Source organism: Pseudoflavonifractor gallinarum (assembly GCF_014982855.1).
Classification (GTDB): Bacteria; Bacillota; Clostridia; order Oscillospirales; family Oscillospiraceae; genus Pseudoflavonifractor_A; species Pseudoflavonifractor_A gallinarum.
In genome coordinates this window covers 93,055-118,703 of sequence record NZ_JADCKF010000001.1, presented here as the reverse complement: position 1 = coordinate 118,703, position 25,649 = coordinate 93,055, and the positions used below count along the sequence as shown (strand labels likewise).

Genomic DNA, 25,649 nt, shown 5'->3' with positions numbered 1-25,649 from the left:
CTCACGCGCAGCCGATCAGGGCCTGAAGCACCGCGGCCAGGGTCTCCTCCAGGGAACCTTTATCACCGTCCACGATGATGTCGGCGTATTTCTCATACAGCGGGGTGCGGTACTCATAGATGTCCCGCAGTGTCTCGCCCGGCTGGAAGGCGATCCCCCGGGAGCCCATGTTGTGGATGCGCTCCTCCAGCACCTCGCAGGGGATGCGCAGATAGATCACCTTGCCCAAGCTCTTCAGGTGCTCGATCCCCCGGGCCCGGCAGATGACACTCCCGCCCGGAGCAATGACGGTGCGCTCACAGTCCACCGAGCAGATGGCATCGGCCTCCAGATCCAGAAATTCCTCCGTGCCGTGGGCGTCAAGCACCTCCTGGAGCAGCGCGCCCTCCCGCTTTTGAATGAGCAGGTCGGTGTCTAGGAAATCAAAGCCCAGGGTCTTGGCCAGAAGCACCCCCACGGTGCTCTTCCCCGAGCCGGGCATACCGATCAGCGTGATGTTGTTCATGGCAGGAAATCCTCCTTTTTTATACCGTCTTGGGTCCGTGGGTCTCCTGGGCCCGGCGGCGCAGGATGCGGGGGAAGCGCCACAGGAAGATGAGACCCGTGGTGATGGCAGCCAGCACGTCGGCAGCGGGTTCCGCCACAAAGACGCCCAGCACCTTATCCGTAAAGAAGTTGGGCAGGATAAAGATCAGGGGAATGAGCAGGATGATTTTGCGCAGCAGAGCCAGGAAGAGGGAGACCTTGGCCTCTCCCAGAGCCACAAAGGTCTGCTGGCAGGAGAACTGGATGCCCAGCATGAACATACCGGCGGCATACACCCGCAGAGTCCACACCGCGATACTCACCAGCTCTGGCTCGTCGTTGAAGATGGATACAAAGACCTGGGGGAAGAGCTCGATGGCGCCCCAGGCAGCAGTACTGAAGGCCAGCGAGGAGAAGAAGAGCAGGCGGAAGGTCTTTTTCACCCGGTCGATCTGTCCCGCGCCGTAGTTAAAGCCCACAATGGGCTGGGCCCCCTGGGAGAGCCCCTGGAAGAGCATGCTGAAAATCTGCATGATGCTGGAGCAGATGGTCATGGCGCCCACGGCAGGGTCCCCGCCGAAGGCCTTGAGGGAGGAGTTGAAGGAGATGTTCACCAGACTCTCGGTGGACTGCATGATGAAAGGGGAGACCCCCACCGCCAGCACCGGGGCCAGCACCCGGCCATCCAGGCGGAAGTAGCGGCGCTGGAAGCGCAGCCGGGTCCGCTTTCCGCTGAGGAAGCGCAGCACCCACACCGCCGAGACGGCCTGGGCGGTAATAGTGGCCAGGGCCGCGCCCTGTACACCCATCCCGAATCCAAAGATAAAAATGGGGTCCAGTACGATGTTGGTGACCGCTCCGATGAGGACCGTGGCCATGGAGACGGTGGAAAATCCCTGGGAGGTGATAAAAAAGTTCAATCCCAGGGAGATCTCCACAAAAATGGTGCCCCACAGGTAGATGGTGAGGTAGTCCGAGGCGTAACTCAGGGTATTCTCCGTGGCTCCGAAGAGGAGGAGCATGGGCTCCCGCACCACCTGGAAGCCCACCGTCACCAGGATGGAGAGCAGGACCAGCAGGGCGGTACAGCTGCCCAGGATGGCGTTTGCCTCCTCCATCTTGCCCTCTCCCATGCGCACCACCGCCCGGGAGCCGCCGCCCATACCCACCAGGGCGGAGATGGCCGAGACGAACATGATGACCGGGAAGCAGATGCCCAGTCCTGTGAGGGCCAGGTCACCCACCCCCTCAATGTGGCCGATGTACATCCGGTCCACGATGTTGTACAGGGCGTTGACCAGCTGGGCCGTCACTGCCGGTACGGCCAGACGCACCAGCAGCGGGCCGATGGGATCTCTGCCCAGATCGTTTTCACGCTTTGCCACAGGAATTACGCCTCCTCATTTTCCAGGAAATACGTGGCCTCCATATCGGCCACGCTCAGGGCAAAGGCCAGGGGGTACTGCTGGAGGGCCTGCCCCACCAGCCGGGCGTCCTCTCCGCCCGAAAATCCCATGTGCCAGCGGATGGCCATGGCCTCCTCCCGGGTGAGACGCATGAAGCCGCTGAGAATATAGACCGACTTCTCCCCGTGTCCATAGGGCAGGTTATCCTCGTAGAAGAAGGTGGGGACCGCCTGCCACTTGCCGTCGGGTCCCTTGACGTTTCGGGTGCCCGTCTTATAGCATCCGATCTTGCACACGTCGTGGAGCAGGGCGGCGATGGCGATGCTCTCCTCCCCGTACTCCAGACCGTAGAGCTCTTTGACCCGCTCCCGCTCCAGATACTCCCGCAGGCAGTGATACACGTTCACGCTGTGGTCACACAGGCCGCCCACATAGGCCCCGTGGAATTTGGCCGACGCAGGGGAGGTGAAAAAGTCGCTCTTATTCTGAAGATAATCCAGCAGGGCCTCGCTGCCCTCCCGGTGGATATGTGTGGTGAAGAGTTCGATGAATTCCTCCCGTGCACTCATATTGGTTCCTCCTTTGGGACGCAAAGATGGGCCATAAAACGGCCATATGAAAGATATTATAGCACAGTTTTCCCTATCTGTCATTTGCGGACAAAAGCGGATGGCCTTCCCAGGGCGGGAAGGCCATCCGCTGTGTTTCTCTCTTACTTCCGGACAAAATAGGCGATGCCGGTGGCGCCAGGGCCGGCGTGGGTGCCCACCACGGCGCCGATGTCGCTGGGGAGCACGGTCATCCCCTGGGTCTCCGCGGCAAAATAGGCCATGCAGTCGGCCATGGCCTGGGGCGCGTTGGAGTGGCCGAAGGCCACCGGCAGCGTGGTGTCAATGGGCTCCTTCTCCTCCATCCACTTACGGATGAACTGGAAGCCCGCCTTTCTGCCCCGGCATTTGCCCACCGAGATGACCAGGCCGTCCTCAATGGTGATGATGGGACTGATGCCCAGCAGGCCGCCCACCACAGCGGTGGCGCCCGAGATCCGCCCGCCCATCTTCAGGTACTTGAGGGTGTCCACTACGGCCAGGAGCCGCACCCGTCCGGCCAGCTCTTCCACCTGTCCCTTCAGCTCGGACAGGGAGAGCCCCTTGTCCCGGAGCAGACAGGCGGCCTCCACCAAAAGGCCCATGCCGAAGGTGACGGTCTGGGCGTCCACCACGGCGATGTTGCTCTCGTCCACGATGCCCCGGGCGATCATGGCGGACTGGTAGGTGCCCGACATGGCGCTGGAGATCAGAATGGCCAGCACCTGATCCCCGCTTTCGGTCAGCCGCTCAAAGGTCTGGATAAAGGTCTCGGGGGGGATCTGGGCGGTGGTGGGCAGGGTGTCCACCTGCTCCAGCCGGGCATAAAATTCCTCTTTTGTGATTTCCACGCCGTCCTGGAAGGCCTCTTCGCCAAAGAGGACCGTGAGGGGGAGAATCTCCACCCCCAGCTCCGCCGCGCGGGCAGGGGAGAGGTCGCTGGTACTGTCCGTCAAAATCCGTATCATCTTCCAAACTTCCTTTCAAACACACGATCAAAGCCGGGGAACCATGCCGGGTATCCCCCTCCACAGAGGGCTGTCCCCTGGAAAAATGCCTGTTTTCTTGCCCATCGCGCCCGGGTAAGCCGGTAAACGTGGCAAACTGGTCCGCCTTATTATATCGGAAAGCGTCCAAATGTCAAGGCGCAGGGCATCCGGAAGCTTTTTCCCGGACAGGCATATCCCTCTGCCCGGGCGCATATGCTTGACCAACCATTTCGTCCCCCCACCGAAGAGAAAGGATGATGTCTCATGCGTACACACAGCCGCATTCTGTGGTCCCGCCTGTTCCGGCGCTGCGCCGCCTTCTTTCTGGCCACCCTGGCGGTATGGGCCCTCCTGGCCGGGACAGGCTGGGGGCTGGCCGCCGGGAGTCTGGACGCCCTCACCTCCAGTCCGCTCTTTGTCTCCGCCGCCCTCCAGGCCGAGCTGGGGAATGTGGAGACTGGAACCACGATGGACGAGCTGGACTTCTGGCAGCGTCTGGTGGTGGATCAGTCGGCGCTGCTGCGCCAGGGCGCTGGGATCGACGACACCGATCCCCTGGCCGCTCAGCCCACCCCTTCCGCCGCGCCCGCGCCCTCTGCCACGCCCCCCCTGGAGGAGGAAGAGCCACCCGCAGTCACCGCCGCGCCCGGGGACATTGTGGAGCGCACCCTGGTCCCCACCAGCACCGACGGATATGCCTATGCCGACGGCCTGTATCTCTATAACCGGACCAACCTGTCCGTCGATCTGGCTGCGGCCGCCTCGGCCCCCATCAAGGCCCAGCTTCCCCAGCAGGGTCCCCAAATCCTCATCATACATACCCATGCCACCGAGGCCTACACTCCGGACGGCAGCGACGTCTACACCCCCAGTGACCAGAATTCCCGTACCCTGGACGAAAACTACAATATGATCCGGGTGGGAAATGAGATGGAGCGGGTCTTTACCGAAATGGGCCTTTCCGTGCTCCACGACAAGGGCGTCTATGACTATCCCGCCTACAATGGGGCCTATTCCCGCTCGGGGGCCGCCATCCAGAAGTATCTCGCCCAGTATCCCTCCATCCAGCTGGTGCTGGACGTCCATCGGGACGCTCTGGTGGGGAGCGACAACACGGTGTACAAGGCCGTGACCAAGGTAGACGGCGTCAAGACCGCTCAGGTCATGCTGGTGCTGGGCAGCGGCTCCACCCACCCCAACTGGATGGAAAATCTGGCCCTTGCCGCCCGCATCCAGCGGAGCATGGACACCCTCTATCCCACGCTGGCCCGTCCCATGACCCTGCGCAGCTCGGTCTACAACCAAAATCTGACTCCCGGCTCCCTGTTGGTGGAGGTGGGTACCCATGGCAATACCTTGCAAGAGGCCCTCAATGGCGCCCGCTGCTTTGCCCGGGCCGCAGGCCAGGTCTTTCTGAATCTCACCCCATCCGGCAGCTGACGCAAAAAAATTTACAGATTCCTCTCCTTTCTTCGCCGAATCCATGCTATACTGCTCTCATATACACCAACAGAAATGGGAGGTCTTTCCATGGAAGATCAGGAACTCTCCTGGCGGGAGCGGGGCCGGCTCTGGATGCGCCTTGGCATCCGGCTATTGCTCACCCTGCTTGTACTGGCCGCGCTGGCCCTGGCGGGGCCAGCCCTGCTGTCCCTCTTTATGCCCTTTGTACTGGCCTTTGTGGTGGCCTGGCTCCTCAATCCCCTGGTGCGGGGAATCCAGCGGCGGCTGGGGATCTCCCGTAAATTTCTCTCCCTGGTGCTCATTCTTCTGATCCTGGCGGTGGCGGGGGGCGTACTGGTGGCCTTTATCTGGAACATCGCCCAGGAGATTATCTCCCTCTATGAGGACTGGAGCTCCATCTCCACCGCGCTTCAGGAGGCGCTCTCCTCTCTGGATCACGCCTTCTCCCGCTTTATGTCCCTGATTCCGGCCGATATCCGTACCGCCAGCGACGCCTATCTGGAGAGCCTCTTTACCTGGCTCCAGGGGGCTGTGACCACCGCCCTGGGCAGCTCGGCGGCCTATGCCACCCGGATCGCCAAGCAGGTTCCCTCCTTCGCGGTGGGCACCGTGGTCTTTTTGATGGGCTCCTATTACCTGACGGCCGACTATCCCCACATCCGCTATCTGGTCTCCAAGCGCTTTACCGGCCGTTCCCGCCACTTTTTGCAGGAGGTGCGGCAGGCCGCCCTCTCCGCCTTCGGCGGCTATGTGAAGGCCGAATTTATCCTCTCGGTGGGGGTCTTTTTCATTCTGCTGGCGGGCTTTACCATCATTGGACAGCCCTATACGCTGCTGCTGGCCTTTCTTCTGGCCATTATGGACTTTATCCCCATCATCGGCGCGGGCACCGTCATGGTGCCCTGGGCGGTGGTGGACCTGGCCCTGGGGAATCTCCGGGAGTCCATTGAGCTCATGGTAATCTGGGGTTTGATCGCGCTCTTCCGCCGGGTGGGAGAGCCCAAGGTGGTGGGCGATCAGACCGGGCTTCCCCCCGTGGTCTCCCTGATCAGCATCTATGTGGGCATGCAGCTGGCCGGCGTGCTGGGGATGATCCTGGGCCCGGTGGTCTGTATGGTGGTACTCAACATCTGCCGACTGGGGATTTTTAACCCCGTACTGGAGGACATCCGCCTGGCAGCCGCTGATCTCTCCGCCTTTTTGAAGCACCGTCCAGGCGGGGATACGAATTCAAAAAACGTGTAAAGTTTCTTCACGCTTTGGACATATTTTGTGGGTATCCTAAGAGCAGTTCAAGAGAGAACCCTCAAAAGGAGCGAGTGTTATGTTTGACAATCAGGAATTTCGTCCCCAGTCCGATGGACCGGATACCAATCCCATAGAGACCACCCAGTTCCACGTACACAGCGACCCCTGGGATACCGGCGCCCAGCCCCCCAAGCCGCCCCGCAAGAAAGGCGGTATGGCCGGCAAAGTCGTAGCCCTCGGCCTGTGCTGCGCCCTGGTCGGCGGTCTGGTGGGCGGCGGAAGCGCCTGGTACATCTCCCGCTCTTCCAACAATACCGTCCTCTATGAGGGCGGGAATCACCCCACCGTCAATGTGGATACCACCAGCGTCAAGTCGGGCGAGGCCATGACCCCCGCCCAGCTCTATGCCGCCAATGTGGATGCCTGTGTGGGTATCACCACTGAGGTCAACACCAATGTCTACGGCTATGTGGTGCAGGGCGCCGCCGCCGGTTCCGGCTTCGTGATCTCCTCGGACGGCTATATCGTCACCAACTACCACGTCATCAAGGACGCCACCTCCATCAAGGTCGCCTTTGTGGACGGCCAGACCTATGACGCCAAGCTGGTGGGCGGCGAGGCCGAGAACGATGTGGCCGTGCTCAAGATCGAGGCCACCGGCCTCCACGCGCTCACCCTGGGCGATTCCGACTCCCTGGTGGTGGGTGAGCCGGTCTACACCATCGGCAACCCCCTGGGTGAGCTGACCTGGTCCCTCACCGACGGCCTGGTCTCCGCCAAGGACCGCTCGGTCACCACCAGCGAGGGGCAGACCATGAATATGCTCCAGACCAACACCGCCATCAACTCCGGTAACTCCGGCGGCCCCCTCTTCAACGCCTACGGGGAAGTGGTGGGCATCACCTCCGCCAAGCTCTCCAGCAACGGCGACTCCTCGGAGGCCAGCATCGAGGGTCTGGGCTTCGCGATCCCCATCAACGATGTGCGCAGCATGATCACCGACATCATTGAGCACGGCTATGTCACCGGAAAGCCCAATGTGGGCATCCTGATGACCGATGTGCCCGACTACGCCACCAAGTACGGCGTGCCCGCCGGTGCCTCGGTGGAGGCCGTCCTCGAGGGCTCCTGCGCTGAGAAGGCCGGCATCCAGAAGGGCGACATCATCTGCACTGTGGACGGCACGGAGGTGGATTCCAGCACCGCGCTGAAGGACGCCGTGCGGGATAAAAAGGCCGGCGATACCGTCACCTTCACCATTTACCGCGACGGGGAGAAGCAGGACCTCTCCGTGGTCCTGGATGAGGACAACCAGGAGCGGCAGAACGCCCTGAGCGACCTGCAGGAAGAGCTTAGCCAGGAGAAGCTGGAGGCCTCTCAGCAGCAACAGCAGTCCCAGCAGAACAACGGCTACTACAATTGGCCCTTTGGTTTCGGCTATTGATCCAACTGGATATTTCCCCTCTTTCTCAAGTCAGGCGGTCCGGTCAAAGCAGCAGACCGGGCCGCCTGTTCTATTCTGCGGTGTCCCCTGCGCCGCATGCTTTTCCGCAGAAAAAGTTTTCTTTTTTATGATCTGTTCTATTTTTATTTCTATCTTATTTTTGTGTATATTATGCTGTATATGACTTATTTTCCGTCATTATAAAAATAAAAAGTTTTTATATTTTTATTTTTTCTTCATTTAATATAGAAAAGTATCTCCATTCTGTGGTATACTATATGATATTAATAGAAGAGGAGGCCAACTCATGTATCCCGTTGGATCGTTGCTTGTGTACGGCCGGAACGGCGTCTGCCGTGTCCGGGAGATCGCCACAAGGCCCGGCAATGGAGAGCGGCTCTATTACACGCTCAAGCCGCTCTATACCACCGAGACCATCATCATCCCTGTGGACACCAAGGTCGCGCTGCGCCCTGTGCTGACCCGGGGGCAGGCCGAGGAACTGGTGCGCAGCATTCCCTCCATCGAGACTGAGGCCATCCGCATCACCAGTCTCCCCGCCCTGTCCCGCTATTATCAGGATGCCTATCAGACCTCCGACTGTGTGGAGCTCCTCCGCCTCATCAAGAGCATTCATGAGAAAAACCGCTCGGCCACCGATAACGGGCGCAAGCCCGGCAAGCTGGATGAGCGCTATCTCCGTCTGGCCGAAGATCAGCTCTACGGTGAGCTGTGCGTCGCCCTGGATTTGGAGCGGGAAGAGGTCCCGTCCTATATCCGCGAGGTGCTGGCCAGCGCCTCCTGATCCGCCGCACATGCAGAAAGCCCCGCTCTCGAAAGCGAGAGCGGGGCTTTTTTGTTCCGGGCTCAATAGCGCCCATACTGGAGGGTGGTGTCAAACCACGCCTCCAGATTCTCCTCTTTGTAGTGGTCCAGCACGATGGAGCAGTCCATCAGGAAGCCGCCGCCGGGGGCACAGGTGTCCAGCAGGCGCCGGGTCTCGTCCACCACCTCGTGGGGCTTGCTGTAGAGCAGGAGGGAGGTGGGGAGATTGCCGCAGATGCAGGCGGTGTCGCCCAGCACTGCCTTGGCCCGGGCGATGTCCACCTGCTCGAACATATAGATGACCTTGCCCCGGGGGACCTCCCGCAGGACTTCCAGGCGGGTGTCATACTTGCCCTCGCAGAACACATAGGGGATCATGCCGCAGTCGATGATCTCCTCCATCACCCGCCGCAGGGAGGGCCAGTAGAAGGTGCGGTAATCCTCCAGGCTCATGAAGTCGTCCGTACCGCCGTGGAGGGGCATAAAGCAGTACTTGGAGCCGGTGTTCTTCAGGCGGCGCACGTTCTGCAGGGCGTACTCCGTCATGATGTCGATGGCCGCCGTCACCTTCTCCGGGATCTCATAGAGGTCCATGGGCACATTCAAAAAGCCCCGGATGTTGTCGGCCAGCATGTCATAGGGGGCGTTCTGCCCCGCCAGCGCACCCAGAGGGGTCTGACAGGCCAGGGCGGTCTCCCGCAGGAGGGCGGAGTTCCGCTGCCACTCCACCGCCTGCTCTCCGGCGAACATGAGGGTCAGAAGGGCCTGCCGGACCTCCGGATCGGCAAAGGCCGCCATGGATGCATAGTGACCGAACTCCACCACCTCGTGGAAGTTCAGCTTGGCCAGCCCCGCCAGCTTCTTGTGCTTGCGGGGAAAGACCTTGGTCATGCAGAAGTGAGAGGGGTCCCGGAGGAACTCGTCGTACTCGTCCTCCTCCATATAGGTGCCGTCCACGATCTGGAAACCCTGGTTCAGGGGCACGCCGCAGGTGGCGCCCGGCCAGCGGATGGCGGTGGTCCCCAGGGTCTCCATCATGGGGATGGGGTAGCCCGAGCCGGCCCAGAACAGGTCGCAGGGATAGGTCTGCAAAAATTTCTCCACACCAGGCCGGAGGAGCCGGGCGTCGTTGAGCGCCTCATACCGGTCAATGCCGGCGGTCTGGGCGTAGGCCATGCCAATCTTGGGGGCCATGGGGACCCGGTCCCCCTCCCGCAGGGCGACGGCCGCATCCACCCGGGCGATGCGCTGTTCCAGGTTATTTTCCGTTGTCAATGCCATGGGGGTGCTCCTCTCAGTCATCCTTGTGTGTGACCCGGTGCTTGGTGCCGTCGGGCTCTACGATATAGGTATTCTCCAGCTGGCCCACCAGGTTGGCCCGCACCGAGGCGATATAGGCCCGGCGGAGGATGTCCCGCTCCTCCACCTCCGCGGGGGTGAGGCCCTCCGGCGTCTTCGCCTTGCGGGCCAGCTCGTTGATCCGGTCAATCTGCGCTTGTGTAATCATAAGGGATGTTCCTTTCTTCGTTGGGTTGGGGGGAGGGGATTACAGATAGCGCTCCAGCACCACCATGATCCGGCCTTTTTTGGAACGGCCGCCCAGCTCCCGGACGGCGGCCTTGCCCAGTCCCCGGCAGGAGAACACGTCCCCTTCTTCCACCGCCTTGTCGGCCTTGGTGCACTCCCGGTGGTTGAGCTGTACCCGCCCTGCGGAGATAAAGTCCGCCGCCTTGCTCCGGGAGGTGGAAAAGGCGCAGGCTACCAGGGCGTCCAGCCGGGGGGTGGCTACCGTGTCCCGGATGGTCTTGATGCGCACCTCCGGCGGAGAAATCTGGGAGAGGGAAATGGGTCCCGTCTTGAGGCGGGTCCGCCCGGCACTGTCCAGATGGAGGAGCAGGTAGTCCGCCAGCTCTTCCAGCACCAGCACGTCACAGCTCTCCGGCCCTACTAGCAGGTCGCCCACCTTCTCCCGGGTGATCCCCTGGCCCAGAATGGCTCCCAGGATGTCCCGGTGGGTAATTCCTCCGTCGGCGTTATAGGTACAGCGCAGGACCTTCACCGGCCCCTCATCCGCCATGGCCAGGGCCAGGGCATCCTCCGGCTCCTGCCAGTCGGGGAGGAAGAGACAGATGGTCCGCTCCGCCCCCGGGTACCCGCCGAAGAACAGGTGAGGGGGATGGCCGTTGGCCGCGATCAAGTTTTCCACACTGACCCGCTCCGATGGGGATAAAAAGCCGGTGGCCGCCGGGATGTTCTTGCGCCGGGCGGTCTCCAGCTTGTCCAGGGCCCGGGCCAGGAGGAGCCGCTCCTCCCCGTCCCGGGCCAGCTTGTCCAGTTGTTCGGTTTTGGTCATGGCTCTCTCAGCTCCAGCTCCACGGGGCAGTGGTCGCTGCCCATCACCTCAGGCAGGATGCGGCTGTCGGCGATCCGCTCCCGCAGGCGGTCGGAGACGATAAAATAGTCGATTCTCCAACCCGCGTTCTTTTCCCGGGCGTGGTACATGTAGGACCACCAGGAGTAGGCCCCCGTCACCTCGGGATAGAGCCAGCGGAAGGTATCGGTAAAGCCGGCGGAGAGCAGCTCGGTCATCTTACCCCGCTCCTCATCGGTAAAACCGGCGTTGCCCCGGTTGGATTTGAAGTTTTTCAGGTCGATGTCCTGATGGGCCACATTCAGGTCCCCGCAGAGGATGACCGGCTTTTGCCCGTCCAATCCCTTCAGATAGGCGCGGAAGGCGTCCTCCCACTCCATGCGGTAGGCAAGGCGGGTCAGCTCCCGCTGGGCGTTGGGGGTATAGCAGCACACCAGGAAGAAATCCTCATACTCGGCGGTGATAACCCGCCCCTCCGTGTCGTGCTCCGGCATGCCGATGCCGTAGGTGACAGAAAGCGGCTCCTTCCGGGTAAACACGGCGGTACCGGAATAGCCCTTTTTCTCCGCCGAGTTCCAGTACTGATGGTAGCCGGGCAGCTCCAGCTCGATCTGATGGGGCTGGAGCTTGGTCTCCTGCAGGCAGACCACATCCGCGTCCGCCTGGTGGAAAAAGTCCAGAAAGCCCTTGCCCAGGCAGGCGCGCAGTCCGTTGACGTTCCAGGAAATCAGTTTCAAAGATCAGTCCTCCCGCCCGCTCAGGGCACGGCCCAGGTGGGGCAGAAAACGCAGCACCAGGGGAATATAGGCGGCCACAAAGAGGACCGCCGCCCCCAGCGCGGCCCACTTGCGCCCCCGCTTGGGAACGGCCAGGCCCAGCAGCATTCCCATGGCGCACAGGCAGAACTTGACCAGGGCCATGTCTCTCCAGTCCATCTCGGCAATACAGGCATTTCCGGCTTCCAGCAGACGTTTCATCGTGCTCCCTCCAGTTCCAGTAGTTTTTCTTTCAGGTCCAGCCCCCCGCCGTAGCCGGTGAGCTTCCCCGATGCACCGATTACTCGGTGGCAGGGGATAAAAATGGGCAGGGGATTGCGGTGATTGGCCTGCCCAACGGCCCGCACCGCCTTGGGCTTTCCGATCCCGGCGGCCACCTGGGCATAGGAGCGGGTCTCACCATAGGGGATGCGCCTCAGCTCGGCCCAGACAGCCTGCTGAAAGGGGGTCCCCATGGGGTCCAGGGGCAGGTCAAAGGAGCGCCGCTCCCCCCGCAGATAGGCCAGAATCTCGTCACGGCCCTTCGAGAGCAGGGGCGTCTCCCGGCTGACCAGGCGTGGGATCCCCTCTCCGGGGAGGAAGAGGCGAGTCAGCGCGCCTCCCTCCTCCGCCAGGGCCATCTGCCCCAACGGCGTATCAAACACCAGGAATTCCATGGCTTAATACCGCCGCACCACGGCCACTACTTTCCCCAGGATCTGGGCAAAGGTGCCATCAATGGGCTCGTAGTCCGGGTTCTCCGGCATGAGCCAGGTCTTTCCATCCTTCCGGCGGAGGGTCTTGACCGTGGCCTCATCCTCAAAGAGGGCCACTACGATCTCGCCGCTGCGGCACTCCTGCTGCCGGTGGACCACCACCAGGTCCCCGGGGAGGATGCCCGCACGGAGCATGGATTCTCCCCGCACCCGCAGGGCAAAATACTCCCCGGCGCGGCCGCCGGTATCAAAGGTGAGATAATCCTCCACGCACTCCTCGGCCAGAATGGGCGCGCCGGCCGCCACATTGCCCACCACGGGCACCCGGTCGGGCCGGGGATCCAGCTCCTCCAGGACCGGATGGGCGGGCGCGCCCACCACGGTGATGGCCCGGGTCTTGCCCTCGGCCTTCGTGATGAGTCCCGCCCCTTCCAGTCCCTTCAGGTGGAAGTGGACGGTGGAGGGGGACTTGAGTCCCACTTCTTCGCCGATCTCCCGCACCGACGGGGGATACCCGTGCTCGGCCTGGAAGGCGATGATAAATTCATAAATCTGCTGTTGCTTGGGGGAAAGCGCCTTCATGGCAGGTCCCTCCTGTTCTATTCGACTGCTCCCCGCACCGATGCGAGGAGAACCTAAATCCTTATCTGGTGCTATTTTATCATACCCCCACCCAAAACGCAAACGTGCGTTCTAAGCGTCTCGGTTTGGGCAGCCCTTTGGTTGTCATAAAATTTTTAAAATTTTTTGGTTGACAAATCGATCTTGCCTCCGTAAAATAAGTAAGCCCCCTAATCATTAGTATGCTGATGATCTGGGACTCTTTCACCGGACGGGAGGTGATCTCGATTGAAACCCAACTGTAAAATGCCTGGCATCCTGTTTCACGCCCTGCACCGGGCCCATCAGAAGCGGGCTCAGGCACAGCTCAACGCCGGCGGTCTGGAGGATCTGGGTTCTCCTCCCATGCTCTTTCTGATCCGCCACTGGAGCGAGCAGGGGAAGCTGGCCTCTCAGAAGGAATTGGCCGATGCCCTGCACGTCACGCCGGCCACCGTGGCCATGTCCCTCAAATCCCTGGAGCGGAGCGGATATGTGGAAAAGAGGGGAGACCCCTCCGACCAGCGGTGCAAGCGGATCGCGATCACCCCAAAGGGGAGCCGGGCCGTTGAGCAGTGCTTTACGATCCTGGGGCAGGTGGATGAGCAGATGTTCGCCGGGTTCTCCCCCGAAGAACAGGAGCAGCTCAACAGCTACCACCGCCGGATGCTCCGCAACCTCCGCGGCAGTGATTTTCAAGGCCCGGATGACTTCTGTTAGGAAAGGATGGAACAAGAAGGTATGTTTCGAAAACTGCTTCCATACCTGGGTGAGTACAAGAAATACGCCATACTCACCCCGCTGATGGCGATCCTGGAGGTGGCCTGCGAACTGGCTCTCCCCCGGCTCATGGCCGCCATCGTGGATGTAGGCATTGTCAATCAGGATCTGGCCTACATTCTTCAGACCGGCCTGGGTATGCTGATCCTGGCCATGTTCAGCATGACCTGCGGCATGTTCTGCGCCAAATTCGCCGCAATCAGCGCCCAGGGCTTTGGCGCCAATCTGCGCCGTGGCCTCTTCAATCAGATCCAGGAATTTTCCTTTGCCGACATTGACCGCTTCTCCTCGGCCTCCCTCATCACCCGCACCACCAACGACGTCAACGCCATTCAGATGATGGTGGCTATGGCCCTGCGGATGCTGGTGCGGGCCGTGGTGATGCTGGTGGCCGCTCTCGCGGTGGCTATCACCATCAATGCCCAGCTCACCCTGGTCATGGCGGTCATCATTCCGCTGATGGCGCTGGCCATCGGCCTGCTCATGCGCACGTGCAGCAAGCTCTTTGACCGCATGCAGCGGCGCATCGACGCCCTCAACAACACCACCCAGGAGAACCTGGTGGCCATCCGGGTGGTGAAGGCCTTCGTGCGGCAGGTCCATGAGAAGGCCAAGTTCAAGAAATCCAATGACGAGCTGACGGCCGCCACCATGAAGGTGGATATGACCGTGGTCCTCATCCTGCCCATCATGACTCTGAGCATGAACGCGGCCACCACCGCCGTGCTCTACATCGGCGGCGGCCAGGTCATGGGCGGCACCATGCTCATCGGCGATCTGAGCTCCTTTATCACCTACATCTTCCAGATCCTGATGAGCGTCATGATGCTCTCCATGAGTCTGCTCCAGCTCTCCCGCGCCATCGCCTGCGCCCGGCGTATCGACGAGGTGCTGGAGACCCGTCCCTCCATTCGGGACGGCGCCCGGCGGCCTCTGCCTGCGGGTTATGTGCCCAAGGCGGAAGAGCGGGACCTCTATCTGGAGGCTCCCCGGGGCGAGGTGGAGTTCCGCAATGTCTCCTTCAAGTATCAGGCTCAGGGCTCGGGCGACGACGTACTGGAGGACCTGAACTTCCAGGTAAAGCCCGGCGAGTTCCTGGCCATCGTGGGCGGCACCGGTACCGGCAAGTCCTCTCTGGTCAACCTGATCCCCCGGTTCTACGATGTGACCGAGGGCGCGGTGCTGGTGGACGGCGTGGATGTGCGCGAATATCCCCTGGATGAGCTGCGCGCCCGCATCGGCATGGTGCTCCAGAAAAACGTGCTCTTCTCGGGTACCATCCGGGAGAACCTTCTGTGGGGTCGTCCCGACGCCACAGAGGAGGAGATGATCCAGGCCGCTAAGAACGCCCAGGCCTACGACTTTGTCATGAACCTGCCCGACGGCTTTGACACCATGCTGGACCAGGGCGGCACCAATGTCTCGGGCGGTCAGAAGCAGCGGCTGTGTATTGCCCGGGCCATGCTGCGCCATCCCTCCATCCTGATCCTGGACGACTCCACCTCCGCCGTGGACTCGGCCACCGAGGGTCTCATCCGTGCCTCCTTTAAGGAAAACCTGGCGGGCACCACCGTGATCATCATTGCCCAGCGCATCTCCTCGGTGCAGTATGCCGACCGGATCCTGGTCCTGGATGACGGCCGGATCAACGGCATCGGCACCCATGAGGAGCTCATGGCCACAAACCAGATCTATCAGGAGATCTATCAGTCTCAGCAGGAAGGAGTGAAGGAGTAATGGCCAATACACACGGCGCGCCCCGGCGGGGCCCGGGAGCTCACGGCGGCTTTGAAAAGCCCAAGGACCTGAAGCGGACGGTCTCCCGCCTGCTGGGCTACCTTACCAAGCGGAAGTGGCCCCTTTTTCTGGTGCTGGTGTGCCTGCTGCTCTCGGTAGGCACCAACATTGGCGGCTCCACCTTCATCAACCTCATCATCATCAACAACATCGCCTACGGCGGCTATACCGGCCCCATGGACCTCCTTGTGGATATCCTCAAGCTGGTTGGCATCTATCTGGTGGGCGTGGTGGCGGTCTACGCCCAGTCGGCCATCATGGTCCAGCTGGCCCAGCGGGGCACCAACCGCCTGCGCAAAGACCTCTTTGATCACCTCCAGACCCTTCCGCTGTCCTACTTCGACAAGCACACCCACGGCGAGCTCATGAGCCGCTTCACCAACGACGCCGACTATGTCCAGATGGCTCTGGAGCAGAGTCTGGTCTCCCTGGTCTCCAGCGCTATCATGTTCGTGGGCATCGTAGTGGTCATGCTGGTGGTGAGCCCTCTGCTCTTTTTGGTATCTGTTCTGACTCTGGGTTCCACCTTCCTGGTCTTCAAGGTCTTCGGCGGACGCAGCCGCCGGTATTACAAGAAGCAGCAGGATGCCCTGGGTGATGTCAACGGCAACATCCAGGAGATGATCGAGGGCCTCAAGGTGGTCAAGGCCTTTACCCATGAGGAGCAGGCCAAGGAGCAGTTCCAGGGCCTCAATGAGACCTACCGGGATGCGGCTACCAACGCTAGCTTCTATTCCACCGCAGTCATGCCCATCTCCATGAACATTATGAACGTGGGCTATGCCCTCACCGCCGCTTTCGGCGGCGTGCTCTCCCTGCTGGCCGGGTTCAAGCTGGGCTCCTTTACCCTGTATCTGGGCTACTGCCGTCAGGTGGGCCAGCCTCTGAGCCAGATCTCCCAGCAGCTGACCACCATCCTGTCCGCCCTGGCGGGCGCCGAGCGCATCTTTGACGCCATGGACGCCCAGCCCGAGGAGGACCAGGGCGTGGTCACCCTGGTCCCGGCCGAGAAGGACGCCAACGGCACCCTCTCTGCCCACACCGGCTCCGGCCATCCCCACACCTGGGCCTGGAAGACGCCCCGCACCGCCGCCATGTCCCTGGTTCCCGTCCTCCGGGAAGAGGGGAACCTCATCGAGCTGGGGCAGGCCGTCCGGGCAGGGGAGGGGCTCAAGCTCCTGCCCCCCCATCAGGATTCGGAGGAGAGCCTCTGGGTGCGGGTGGAGGCCGACGGGGCTCTTACTCCCATCGCCGACCTGTCCCTGCTCTCCGCACACGGCTGGGCCTGGAAGTACGCCGATCCCAACGGTAAGACCACCCTCCACCTTATCCGGGGCACGGTGCGCAATGTGCCTGGCGAGGACTACTACCTCACCGAGCTCAAGGGCGCGGTCCGCTTCACCGATGTGGACTTCTCCTATGTGCCCGGAAAGCGCATCCTGAAAAAGATCAATGTCTATGCCAACCCCGGCCAGAAGATCGCCTTCGTGGGCTCCACCGGCGCGGGCAAGACTACCATCACCAACCTCATCAACCGGTTCTATGAGATCGAAGGCGGCATGATCACCTTTGACGGCATCAACGTCCAGTCCATCCGGAAGGACGATCTCCGCCACGCCCTGGGCGCGGTGCTCCAGGATACCCACCTCTTCACCGGCACCATCATGGACAACATCCGCTACGGCCGGCTGGACGCCACCGATGAGGAGTGCATTGAGGCCGCCAAGATCGCCAATGCCCACTCCTTCATCCGCCGCCTGCCTGACGGGTACAACACCTTCGTCACCGGCGACGGCGGCAACCTGAGCCAGGGCCAGCGGCAGCTGCTGGCCATTGCCCGGGCGGCGGTGGCCGATCCCCCGGTCATGATCCTGGACGAGGCCACCTCCTCCATCGATACCCGGACCGAGGCCCTCATCGCCCAGGGCATGGACGCCCTGATGGAGGGCCGCACCGTCTTCGTCATCGCCCACCGCCTCTCCACTGTGCGCAATTCCGACTGCATCGTGGTCATCGAGCACGGCGAGATCGAGGAGAAGGGTTCCCACGAGGAGCTTCTGGAGCAGAAGGGCCGCTACTACCAGCTCTACACCGGACAGTTCCAGCTCTCCTGAGCCGATCTTTTTTCCGGCCCCCGGTACGGGGGCCGGATTTTTATTTACAGGAGCAAGCATCCATGATAAAATTTGACAAAAGGAGGGGCTTCCCATGCATTGATGGTATGTTTCACCGCAGATATCATCCATTTATGTGGTATGTATAGGTCGGTTGAAGGAGGTGGCCCCTGTGAGTAAGCGGACCATCGGATATATCGTCTACTATGTCCTCTTTGCACTCTTCGCCATTTACGGCACCGTGAAGCACTGGCCCATGCAGATCTTTGTGGCCATCATCCTGCTGGTGGAGATCCTATGCTGTGTGGGTACGGATGGCACCATGAGCAACCTGAGCTATTACACCAGAAGTCCCACCGTCGCTTCCGAAGCCCCACCCCCTAAACGGGATATTTCCAGTCTGCCCTTTGTCTCCTCTCTGTTAATCCTCCTGCCGCCCATCCTGTATTTTGTGATTTACACGGTGGTGTGGTGCCTGCTGTAAGGGGTTTGGCGGCCCCCGGCTCTCTGAGAGAGCCGGGGGCTTTTTTGCACGCAGCCTTGTGTTTTGCCCCGGTATCCAGTATAATAGATAGGCTAATTTCGTATTTTCACACCGAAAGGACGTCTTTGATATGAAGCTCGGCATCGTGGGTCTCCCCAACGTGGGCAAATCGACCCTCTTCAACGCCATCACCAACGCCGGCGCGGAGAGCGCCAACTACCCCTTCTGCACCATCGACCCCAACGTGGGCGTGGTGGCCGTGCCCGACGCGCGGCTGGACTGGCTCTCGGACTTCTACAAGCCCAAAAAGACTACCCCCGCCGTCATCGAGTTCGTGGACATCGCCGGCCTCGTGAAGGGCGCCTCCCGGGGCGAGGGCCTGGGCAACAAGTTCCTGGCCAACATCCGGGAGACCAACGCCATTGTCCATGTGGTGCGCTGCTTTGACGACGAGAACGTCATCCACGTGGAGGGTTCCACCGATCCCGTCCGCGACATCGGCATCATCGACATCGAGCTCATCATGGCCGACGTGGAGATGGTGGAGCGGCGCATCGACAAGGCCCAGAAGGCCGCCAAGAGCGATAAGAAGTTCCTCCACGAGGTGGAGCTCTTCACCGCCCTGCGGGACTGGATGAACGACGGCAACTCCGCCCGCTCCTTCCAGTGTGACGAGGAGGACCGGGCCATCATCGCTACCAGTGAGCTGCTCTCCCTCAAGCCCATCATCTATGCCGCCAACCTGGATGAGGATGGTTTTGCCGACTACCAGAACGTCTCCTACTACAAGCAGGTGGAGGAGATCGCCGCCAAGGAGGGGGCCCAGGTTATCCCCGTGTGCGCCAAGCTGGAGGCCGAGATCGCCGAGCTGGACGGGGAAGAGAAGGCCATGTTCCTGGAGGATCTGGGTATCCAGGAGTCCGGTCTGGACCGCCTCATCAAGGCCAGCTACACCCTGCTGGGCCTCATCTCCTTCCTCACCGCCGGTGAGGACGAGTGCCGCGCCTGGACCATCACCAACGGCACCAAGGCCCCCCAGGCCGCCGGTAAGATCCACACCGACTTCGAGCGTGGCTTCATCCGCGCCGAGGTGGTGGCCTTTGAGGACCTGAAGGCCAACGGCTCCATGAACGCCGCCAAGGAGAAGGGCCTGGTCCGCTCCGAGGGCAAGGAGTATGTCATGCACGACGGCGACATCGTCCTCTTCCGCTTCAACGTGTAAGCGTAAAAAACAAGTAACCCCCGGGGTACGGAGATTTTCCGTGCCCCGGGGGTTTTTATAATGGGAAGTGCGCCTGTTCGGCGGGCATCACCTGCCCGGCGGGGGCACCGCTTTCTTTTCCGTAAGAAAGCGGTGGGAAAGAACGGGCCGGGGGATGGTTCCCCCGGCGCCCCCTCAAGTACGCCCCAACGGGCTGGGCTCAAGTCTCTGCGATTGCAAAGGTCGGTTGTGCCAAAGGCAATGGCGTTTGCCTATGAGGTACCTGGTGAGCCTGGTAGTAAACTGGGTACTCTCTCCCGACGGCAGTCGAAGTTGGAGACTACCAAAAGCGCCAGACCAAAACCTCTCGTCAGCGGCGGAAAGCTTCCCCGGATGTGGGTACGCACCCCGCAGACGCTGGTCTGCCGTCGCCGCCGGGGGTGCACTGAGGGGGAGGTCCGGAGGGGGAAGCGTCCTCGTTCCCCCTCCGGCGTTTTCTTTCCCCCCTCTTTCTTTTTGAAAAGAAAGAGGGGTTCCCGCCGAACAGGCGGCCCGCGCGGCGAGCGCAGCAAATGCCCCCGCCTAGTAGGCATAATTACGGCTCTTCCTTCAGCTCAAAGAGGTTCTTGTGAAAGTCCAGGATCCCCTCCCGGCGCATTTTCCCCAGCTCAGCGGAGAGGGCACTGCGGTCCACGGCCAGGTAGTCGGCCAGCCCCTGCCGGTCAAAGGGAATGGCAAAGCGGGCTGTTCCCGCCCGCTGGGCCTGCCAGGACAAATAGGCGAGGACCTTGCTGCGGGTGGTGCGCTGGGAGACCTGGTCGATCTTGCTGCTGAGCAGACGGTTTTTCTGGGCCAGCGCGCCCACCAGATTGTGGATCAGCCGGGCGTGGAAGGGGCAGGAGGAGGGACACACCGTCAGAATCCGCTCCACATCCAGGAAGACGATCTCGCTCTCCTCCACCGCCTGGACGCTGACCCCCAGGGGCTCCTCCCCGCAGGCGTAGGCCTCTCCGAAAAGGTCGCCGGGCCCGGCCTGCCCCTGGATGCTCCGGTTGCCCCAGAAGTCGTCCCGCAGGATGTGTACTGCTCCAGAGCGCACCACGCCCACCTCCCGTACAGCGCGGCCCTCCTCCCAGATCATACACCCCTTTTCATAGTGTGCCGACCGGGCCTGGAGACAGTTCCACATAGCCGAGAGCTCCCCGGCGGACACGCCCCGGAAGAGGGGACAGGGGAGAAGGGATGCTGCCAATGATTCCATGATTACCTCCGTTGGATTTCCAACCGCTTTTTTTCTCTTACCATAGTATACTCAGAGCACAAAGTCAAGAAAAAGGCGGCGAAGCCGCCCATCGCTGAGGGAGGAAATCACTATGGTCCGCAAGATCATTCACATCGACGAAGAGGCCTGCAACGGCTGCGGAGCCTGCGCCAAGGCCTGCCACGAGGGGGCCATCGGCATGGTAAACGGCAAGGCCCGCCTGCTGCGGGACGACTACTGCGACGGTCTGGGGGACTGCCTGCCCGCCTGTCCCGTCAATGCCATCACCTTTGTGGAGCGGGAAGCCGCCCCCTACGACCAGGCCGCCGTTCTGGCCCGGCAGGCGTCTGCCAAGGCCGCCCAGTCTGCACCCCTGCCCTGCGGCTGTCCCGGCAGCGCCGCCCGGTCCCTCTCCCGTCCGGCTCGGACGGCCGCGCCTGCTCCCGCCCAGCAGGAGAGTGAGCTCATGCAGTGGCCGGTCCAGATCAAGCTGGTCCCCACCCGGGCCCCCTGGCTGGACGGGGCCAAGCTCCTGGTGGCCGCCGACTGCACTGCCTACGCCTACGCCAACTTCCACCGGGACTTCATCCGTGGAAAAATTACCCTGGTGGGCTGTCCCAAGCTGGACAGCGTGGATTACAGCGAAAAGCTCACCGAAATTCTGGCCAACAACGACATCCAGAGCGTCACCGTGGTGCGCATGGAGGTCCCCTGCTGCGGCGGGATCGAGCTGGCGGTCAAGCAGGCCCTCCAGCGCAGCGGCAAATTCCTCCCCTGGCAGGTGGTGACCATCTCCACCCAGGGCGAGATCCTGCCCTGATCTCTCCGCACGTTTCCAAAAACGCTTTCTGGTTTTCCACATACTCCCCGCTCCTTTCACATATAGTTAGCTGTGCATCTGCAAGCGCAGAGGAGTTGTTGCTATGTGAAGGGAAACATGGAAGAGCGGGCCGTACAGCTGGCCTTGTACATCATCGAGCATAAGGCCACTGTCCGTGCCGCCGCCCAGAAGTTTGGCATCAGCAAATCCACGGTACACAAGGACCTGAGCGAACGTCTGCCCGGGTTTAACCGGCCGCTCTACCACCAGGTCAAGCGCGTGCTGGACGAGAACAAGGCCCAGCGGCACATCCGGGGAGGGATCGCCACCCGGGAGAAGTACCGCCACGCCCACCAAGTATGAACACCAGAAAGAACGCCGCCGGCATCTGCCGGCGGCGTTCTCTTGTTCCGTATGGTCTTCTCTTTTACAGGCAGCACAGCAGCACGCCCACCGTCAGACACAGGATGGCCCCGGTGGCGCACAGATCCAGCACCAGGCCTACCCGCTCACTCCACGGGCGGCTGCGGGCCGGTATTTCCTCCCGCATGGGGGTGGGCAGGGAAGGGGCCTCCTCGGGCTCTGAGGCGCACTCCAGCTGGCGGCGGTAGGCCGCCAGGTCCACCACCTTCCCGGCAGGAGACGGGGCGCAGGAGGGGGTGCGGGACCGCCGGGTAAAACATACCCGATCCCCGCCGCTGGCCTGCTCCTCTACCCCGCGAAAGACCGTCACATAGCGGGCATCCATACTCAGATAGGTTGTCTCCATACCGATCCCTCCTGCGTGGCCCTTGCGCGCTGCCCCGGTCCTCCGTCTGTCCCGGGCGGGGGCCTTTTCCTTTTGGACGCGGCAGCGGGGCACTTTGTTCCCCTTTGGCAAAAAGAACTTTTGTTCGACAAGATTATACAACATACGTTCGATTCTTGCAAGAGGGATTTTCCCGGTATTGTCCACTTTTTTCTGCTTACCTGTGGAAAAGGCGGGACCCGAAACGGGTCCCGCCTCTTGCTGCAAATTTACTTACCGGTGCTCGCCCCGGCTGTAAGCCACCACGGTACGGCGGTTGGGCTCAGTGCCCACCGAGTAGGTGGTGATGTCGGGGTAGTCCTGAAGCGCAGTGTGGATCACATGGCGCTCATAGGCGTTCATGGGCTCCAGCGTGACGTTACGGCGGTACTTGACCACCTTACCGGCCACCTTGTTGGCCAGACGCTCCAGAGATTCCTCCCGCTTGGCACGATAGTGCTCGGCATCCAGATGGATGCGCACCCGCTTGTTCAGGCCGCGGTTGACGGCATAGACGGTGAGCTGCTGGATGGCGTCCAGGGTCTCACCCCGGCGGCCGATGAGGGCCCCCAGGTTGTGGCCCACCAGCTCCACCTGATAGTTGCCGCGCTCGTCCAGCTCGATGCGGGGCGTGGCCTCCGCACCCATATGGGCCAGCAGGCCGGTGAGGAAGCTGTGGATCCGCTCGGCCGCCTCATCGCCGCTCAGGTCGGCAGCAGGCTCCGCCGCGGGGACAGGCTCAGCCACAGACTCAGGCTGTACCGGGGCAGCGGCCGGGACCACCTCTTCCACGGGAGGAGCGGAAACCACGGGGGCCTCCTCTACCTCGTCCGGGGCCTCATAGGTCACTTTCACCTTGGCAGGGCAGCTGCCGATGCCCAGAAAACCGGACTTGGCCCGCTCCAGGACCTCCACCGAGACATCGTCCCGGTCCAGGCCCAGCTTGGCCAGGGCCGCCTCTACGGCGGCCTCCTCCGTCTTGCCGGTGCTCTCAATCCATTTCAGCACGGCTTATCCCTCCTTGCTGTCGTCTTCCGGGGAAGTCTCCTCCTCGGACTCCGGGGCATAGGGCGCCTCGGCCACATCGTCTGCGGACTCATTTTCCACCGCGGGAGTCTCCGGTGTGGAAATCTTGGGCTCCTCCACAGGCGTCACAGGTTTCTCTTCTTCCACCACGGGAGTCTGTACCGGCTCCCCGGCCTTCTTTTTGCGGCCGAAGAGGGACTTCTTCTCCTCCTGGGTGTCCTGGGCCTGCTTGGCGTTGTCCCAGTCCCGGTCGGGATCGTGGTAGGGGGTGGGGCCGTCGGGGCTGAAGCGGTTGGGGTCATAGGCCCGGCCACGGGCATAGGAGCGCAGTCCGATGCCGCTAACCGAGATGACGGCGGTATCCTTGTTGTCCTTTTCCATGGACTCCAGGATTTCCTTCTTCTTCTTGCCCTTGGCGTGCTTGGCCTCTTCGATGCGGCGGGCCCGCTCCTCCGCGGCCAGGCGCTTGCGCTCCTTTTCCTCTTCCTTCTCCAGGCGCTCCCGCTCGGCTGCCTTGGCGGCGGCCTCCTCGTAGTCCTTCTTGAGCATCTTGCCGCAGATGAACTCCTGCACCATGGAGAGCAGGTTCTGGATGATCCAGTAGAGACACAGGGCCGCGGGCATGGAGAAGCCGATCCACAGGGAGATCAGAGGCATGGTGATGAGCATGGTCTTCATGGTGGGGTTGTTCTGGGCGTCGGCCGACTGCTTGTTCACCGCGTTGGTCTTCTGGGAGATCAGGGAGAAGATGAAGCCCGACACCGCGGAGATTACGGGCAGCAGGAACAGGGCAAAGCCCCCGCTGATGGTCCAGAACTTGAGCTGGGGCACCAGAGCCAGGTTGAAGATGCCCAGGAAGTCAAAGTTGATGGGGAAGATATTGGCGCCCTCCCCGGCCACGGCCTGGACCGCCGCCATGTTTTCCGGGGTAATGAGGGAGGACAGGTACAGCTGATGATAGCCGCCGTTGTTGAAGGCTTCGCCGGCGGTCTTGATCCAGTTCTGGTCAAAGGCCACCTGGCCCCAGTTGAGCACATCGGCGATGGCGCTCAGATTGTCTACATCCACGTTCATCAGGTAGACCAGAGGCTCGCGGATGATGGAGTAGAGGGGCAGCAGGATGAACAGGGGGATAAAGGACCACAGGCAGCCGCCCATGGGGTTGACCTTTTCCCGCTCATAGAGCTTTTGTACCTCTGCGTTGTAGCGTTCCCGGTCCTTGCCGTACTGCTTTTGCAGCTTCTGCATCTGACCGGAGAGCATGTTCATCTGGATCATGCTCTTCTTGCCCTTGAGCTGGAAGGGGAAGAGGATGATCTTCACCACCAGCGCAAAGAGGATGAGGGCAAGGCCGTAGCTGCCCGTCATCTGATAAAACGTGTTAAGCACCCATACAAAGGGGGAGAGGAGAATTTTCATGTGTCAGCCTCCAAAGTGATAGTCACGCGCGGGATGGGGGCGCTGGGATACATTTGGAAGACAAACGGCTCAGGGAACGGGGTCATACTGGATGCTCTTCTGCCGGTGAAAGGGATGACATTTCAAAATCCGGCGCAGGGCAAGCCAGCCCCCCCTGCACGCGCCGTACTTCTCCACCGCCTCCAGGGCATAGGCCGAGCAGGTGGGGATAAACCGGCAGCAGGGGGGACGCAGCGGGGAAATGTTAGCGCGGTAAAAGCGGATCAGGGCCAAAAGGAGACCCTTCATACGCTCTCCCTCCGGACCAGTCCCAGCTTATCCATGGTCTTGAGAAGCTGCCGCTCGATCTCCCGATAACGGGCAAAGGAGGCACGCACCCGCGCCACCACCACGATGTCATAGCCCACCTGGAACTGCCCCTCATGGAGCCGGTAGGCCTCCCGGATGCGGCGGCGGGTCCGGTTGCGGACCACCGCCTTGCCCACCTTGGTCCCCACGGTCAGGCCCAGCCGGTTCTTCCCCAGCTTGTTCCGGCGGCAGTACACCGCCACACAGGGCGAGACCGCCGACTTTCCCTTGCTGTAGAGCCGACGGAATTCGTGGTTCAATTTGAGCGAGACGGTATCTTTCACGGCGCTTCCCCTTTTTTCTTTCCCGGGGAAGGGAGGACCAGCCTCTTTTCCCCATGATGCTACGCAGGGGCGGTGGGATGAAACTCCCCCGCCCCTTGTTATGACGCTATGCCGTTTGTTTCCCGGAGCGCGAGCTGTTCCAGCTTAGTGGGACAGACGGGCGCGGCCCTTGGCGCGGCGACGAGCCAGCACCTTGCGGCCATTCGCGGTGGCCATGCGCTTACGGAAGCCGTGCACTTTGGAGCGCTGGCGCTTCTTGGGCTGATAGGTACGAACCATTTCCGGTACACCTCCTGTACTTATTCTGGCAGGTTTTCCACCTGCCCGCCACAACGGCCGGATTCCGGCCGCGGTCGTCAAAAGGAAAAATGCTTTACACCAGATAAGGACATGGTGCA

The 25,649-nt window shown here is 61.7% G+C and carries 29 protein-coding genes; 11 read left to right on the top strand and 18 right to left on the bottom strand.

The window, feature by feature from the left end; all coding sequences use genetic code 11:
- Position 1: 1 nt before the first annotated feature.
- The 4 genes from INF37_RS00570 to INF37_RS00555 form a co-directional block, all read right to left on the bottom strand.
- Positions 2-505 carry a shikimate kinase gene (locus tag INF37_RS00570; protein WP_101692508.1) on the bottom strand — a complete coding sequence of 168 codons (504 nt, stop codon included), beginning with the start codon at positions 503-505 and terminating at the stop codon, positions 2-4.
- 19 nt (positions 506-524) lie between these two features.
- Positions 525-1,910: an MATE family efflux transporter gene (locus tag INF37_RS00565; RefSeq protein WP_193535736.1), complete on the bottom strand. Its 1,386-nt coding sequence runs from the start codon at positions 1,908-1,910 to the stop codon at positions 525-527.
- Positions 1,911-1,915: 5 nt separating this feature from the next.
- The gene (locus tag INF37_RS00560; RefSeq protein WP_101692510.1) at positions 1,916-2,500 is read right to left on the bottom strand and encodes an HD domain-containing protein; all 585 of its coding nucleotides are present in this window, start codon (positions 2,498-2,500) and stop codon (positions 1,916-1,918) included.
- Positions 2,501-2,643: 143 nt separating this feature from the next.
- The gene (locus INF37_RS00555; protein WP_193535734.1) at positions 2,644-3,486 is read right to left on the bottom strand and encodes a DegV family protein; all 843 of its coding nucleotides are present in this window, start codon (positions 3,484-3,486) and stop codon (positions 2,644-2,646) included.
- A 285-nt stretch (positions 3,487-3,771) separates the two neighbouring features.
- Between INF37_RS00555 and spoIIP the strand changes: the two genes are divergently transcribed.
- The 4 genes from spoIIP to INF37_RS00535 all read left to right on the top strand — a co-directional run bounded on the left by spoIIP (position 3,772) and on the right by INF37_RS00535 (position 8,468).
- Positions 3,772-4,947, top strand: a complete 1,176-nt coding sequence (spoIIP, locus tag INF37_RS00550) for a stage II sporulation protein P (RefSeq protein WP_186963191.1) — start codon at positions 3,772-3,774, stop codon at positions 4,945-4,947.
- A 90-nt stretch (positions 4,948-5,037) separates the two neighbouring features.
- Entirely contained in the window at positions 5,038-6,216 is a 1,179-nt protein-coding gene (gene ytvI, locus INF37_RS00545) for a sporulation integral membrane protein YtvI (RefSeq protein WP_180956820.1), read from the top strand.
- Between the two features lie 79 nt (positions 6,217-6,295).
- Positions 6,296-7,663: a S1C family serine protease gene (locus INF37_RS00540; protein WP_193535732.1), complete on the top strand. Its 1,368-nt coding sequence runs from the start codon at positions 6,296-6,298 to the stop codon at positions 7,661-7,663.
- A 307-nt stretch (positions 7,664-7,970) separates the two neighbouring features.
- Positions 7,971-8,468: a CarD family transcriptional regulator gene (locus INF37_RS00535; protein ID WP_193535730.1), complete on the top strand. Its 498-nt coding sequence runs from the start codon at positions 7,971-7,973 to the stop codon at positions 8,466-8,468.
- 62 nt (positions 8,469-8,530) lie between these two features.
- Here the strand turns inward: INF37_RS00535 and INF37_RS00530 are convergent, their stop codons facing one another.
- The 7 genes from INF37_RS00530 to lexA are packed head-to-tail and all read right to left on the bottom strand — an operon-like array spanning position 8,531 to position 12,912.
- A complete protein-coding gene (locus INF37_RS00530) occupies positions 8,531-9,769 on the bottom strand; it encodes a uroporphyrinogen decarboxylase family protein (protein WP_193535728.1) in 1,239 nt (412 codons plus the stop codon).
- 13 nt (positions 9,770-9,782) lie between these two features.
- Positions 9,783-9,992, bottom strand: a complete 210-nt coding sequence (locus INF37_RS00525; protein WP_186963250.1) for a DUF896 domain-containing protein — start codon at positions 9,990-9,992, stop codon at positions 9,783-9,785.
- Between the two features lie 42 nt (positions 9,993-10,034).
- Entirely contained in the window at positions 10,035-10,841 is an 807-nt protein-coding gene (locus tag INF37_RS00520) for a YlmH family RNA-binding protein (RefSeq protein WP_193535726.1), read from the bottom strand.
- Positions 10,838-11,596 (bottom strand): exodeoxyribonuclease III, encoded by a 759-nt coding sequence (locus INF37_RS00515; RefSeq protein ID WP_101692518.1) that lies wholly within the window; start codon positions 11,594-11,596, stop codon positions 10,838-10,840. The genes INF37_RS00520 and INF37_RS00515 overlap by 4 nt, the downstream gene beginning before the upstream one ends.
- Positions 11,597-11,599: 3 nt before the next feature.
- Positions 11,600-11,836 (bottom strand): permease of phosphate ABC transporter, encoded by a 237-nt coding sequence (locus INF37_RS00510; RefSeq protein WP_101692519.1) that lies wholly within the window; start codon positions 11,834-11,836, stop codon positions 11,600-11,602.
- Entirely contained in the window at positions 11,833-12,291 is a 459-nt protein-coding gene (locus INF37_RS00505) for a methylated-DNA--[protein]-cysteine S-methyltransferase (RefSeq protein WP_193535724.1), read from the bottom strand. Before INF37_RS00505 ends, INF37_RS00510 begins: the two co-directional genes overlap by 4 nt.
- Before the next feature lie 3 nt (positions 12,292-12,294).
- On the bottom strand, positions 12,295-12,912 hold the full coding sequence (gene lexA, locus INF37_RS00500; protein ID WP_101692521.1) for a transcriptional repressor LexA: 618 nt from the start codon (positions 12,910-12,912) through the stop codon (positions 12,295-12,297).
- Positions 12,913-13,179: 267 nt separating this feature from the next.
- Between lexA and INF37_RS00495 the strand changes: the two genes are divergently transcribed.
- The 5 genes from INF37_RS00495 to ychF all read left to right on the top strand — a co-directional run bounded on the left by INF37_RS00495 (position 13,180) and on the right by ychF (position 19,327).
- Positions 13,180-13,650 carry a MarR family winged helix-turn-helix transcriptional regulator gene (locus INF37_RS00495; RefSeq protein ID WP_193535722.1) on the top strand — a complete coding sequence of 157 codons (471 nt, stop codon included), beginning with the start codon at positions 13,180-13,182 and terminating at the stop codon, positions 13,648-13,650.
- A gap of 21 nt (positions 13,651-13,671) precedes the next feature.
- Positions 13,672-15,447: an ABC transporter ATP-binding protein gene (locus INF37_RS00490; protein ID WP_186963193.1), complete on the top strand. Its 1,776-nt coding sequence runs from the start codon at positions 13,672-13,674 to the stop codon at positions 15,445-15,447.
- Positions 15,447-17,621: an ABC transporter ATP-binding protein gene (locus INF37_RS00485; RefSeq protein WP_101692524.1), complete on the top strand. Its 2,175-nt coding sequence runs from the start codon at positions 15,447-15,449 to the stop codon at positions 17,619-17,621. The genes INF37_RS00490 and INF37_RS00485 overlap by 1 nt, the downstream gene beginning before the upstream one ends.
- 172 nt (positions 17,622-17,793) lie before the next feature.
- Entirely contained in the window at positions 17,794-18,105 is a 312-nt protein-coding gene (locus tag INF37_RS00480; RefSeq protein WP_193535720.1) for a hypothetical protein, read from the top strand.
- Positions 18,106-18,235: 130 nt separating this feature from the next.
- Positions 18,236-19,327, top strand: a complete 1,092-nt coding sequence (gene ychF / locus INF37_RS00475) for a redox-regulated ATPase YchF (RefSeq protein ID WP_101692555.1) — start codon at positions 18,236-18,238, stop codon at positions 19,325-19,327.
- 574 nt (positions 19,328-19,901) lie between these two features.
- Here the strand turns inward: ychF and INF37_RS00470 are convergent.
- The gene (locus INF37_RS00470) at positions 19,902-20,567 is read right to left on the bottom strand and encodes a Crp/Fnr family transcriptional regulator (protein ID WP_193535718.1); all 666 of its coding nucleotides are present in this window, start codon (positions 20,565-20,567) and stop codon (positions 19,902-19,904) included.
- 112 nt (positions 20,568-20,679) lie between these two features.
- Between INF37_RS00470 and INF37_RS00465 the strand changes: the two genes are divergently transcribed.
- Both INF37_RS00465 and spoIIID read left to right on the top strand, forming a co-directional pair.
- Positions 20,680-21,387 carry an ATP-binding protein gene (locus INF37_RS00465; RefSeq protein ID WP_193535716.1) on the top strand — a complete coding sequence of 236 codons (708 nt, stop codon included), beginning with the start codon at positions 20,680-20,682 and terminating at the stop codon, positions 21,385-21,387.
- A 105-nt stretch (positions 21,388-21,492) separates the two neighbouring features.
- Entirely contained in the window at positions 21,493-21,750 is a 258-nt protein-coding gene (gene spoIIID, locus INF37_RS00460; protein WP_101692558.1) for a sporulation transcriptional regulator SpoIIID, read from the top strand.
- A gap of 64 nt (positions 21,751-21,814) precedes the next feature.
- On the opposite strand, the gene INF37_RS00455 is transcribed toward spoIIID, so the two are convergent.
- The 6 genes from INF37_RS00455 to rpmH all read right to left on the bottom strand — a co-directional run bounded on the left by INF37_RS00455 (position 21,815) and on the right by rpmH (position 25,530).
- Positions 21,815-22,156 carry a hypothetical protein gene (locus INF37_RS00455; RefSeq protein WP_101692559.1) on the bottom strand — a complete coding sequence of 114 codons (342 nt, stop codon included), beginning with the start codon at positions 22,154-22,156 and terminating at the stop codon, positions 21,815-21,817.
- 252 nt (positions 22,157-22,408) lie between these two features.
- Complete coding sequence (gene jag / locus INF37_RS00450) at positions 22,409-23,182, bottom strand: RNA-binding cell elongation regulator Jag/EloR (protein WP_193535714.1); 774 nt, start codon at positions 23,180-23,182, stop codon at positions 22,409-22,411.
- Between the two features lie 3 nt (positions 23,183-23,185).
- Positions 23,186-24,619 (bottom strand): YidC/Oxa1 family membrane protein insertase, encoded by a 1,434-nt coding sequence (locus tag INF37_RS00445; RefSeq protein ID WP_193535712.1) that lies wholly within the window; start codon positions 24,617-24,619, stop codon positions 23,186-23,188.
- A 69-nt stretch (positions 24,620-24,688) separates the two neighbouring features.
- Entirely contained in the window at positions 24,689-24,907 is a 219-nt protein-coding gene (yidD, locus tag INF37_RS00440; protein ID WP_101692562.1) for a membrane protein insertion efficiency factor YidD, read from the bottom strand.
- Positions 24,904-25,251, bottom strand: a complete 348-nt coding sequence (rnpA, locus tag INF37_RS00435; protein ID WP_101692563.1) for a ribonuclease P protein component — start codon at positions 25,249-25,251, stop codon at positions 24,904-24,906. Before rnpA ends, yidD begins: the two co-directional genes overlap by 4 nt.
- Positions 25,252-25,395: 144 nt before the next feature.
- A complete protein-coding gene (gene rpmH, locus INF37_RS00430) occupies positions 25,396-25,530 on the bottom strand; it encodes a 50S ribosomal protein L34 (RefSeq protein ID WP_087261554.1) in 135 nt (44 codons plus the stop codon).
- Positions 25,531-25,649 lie beyond the last annotated feature (119 nt).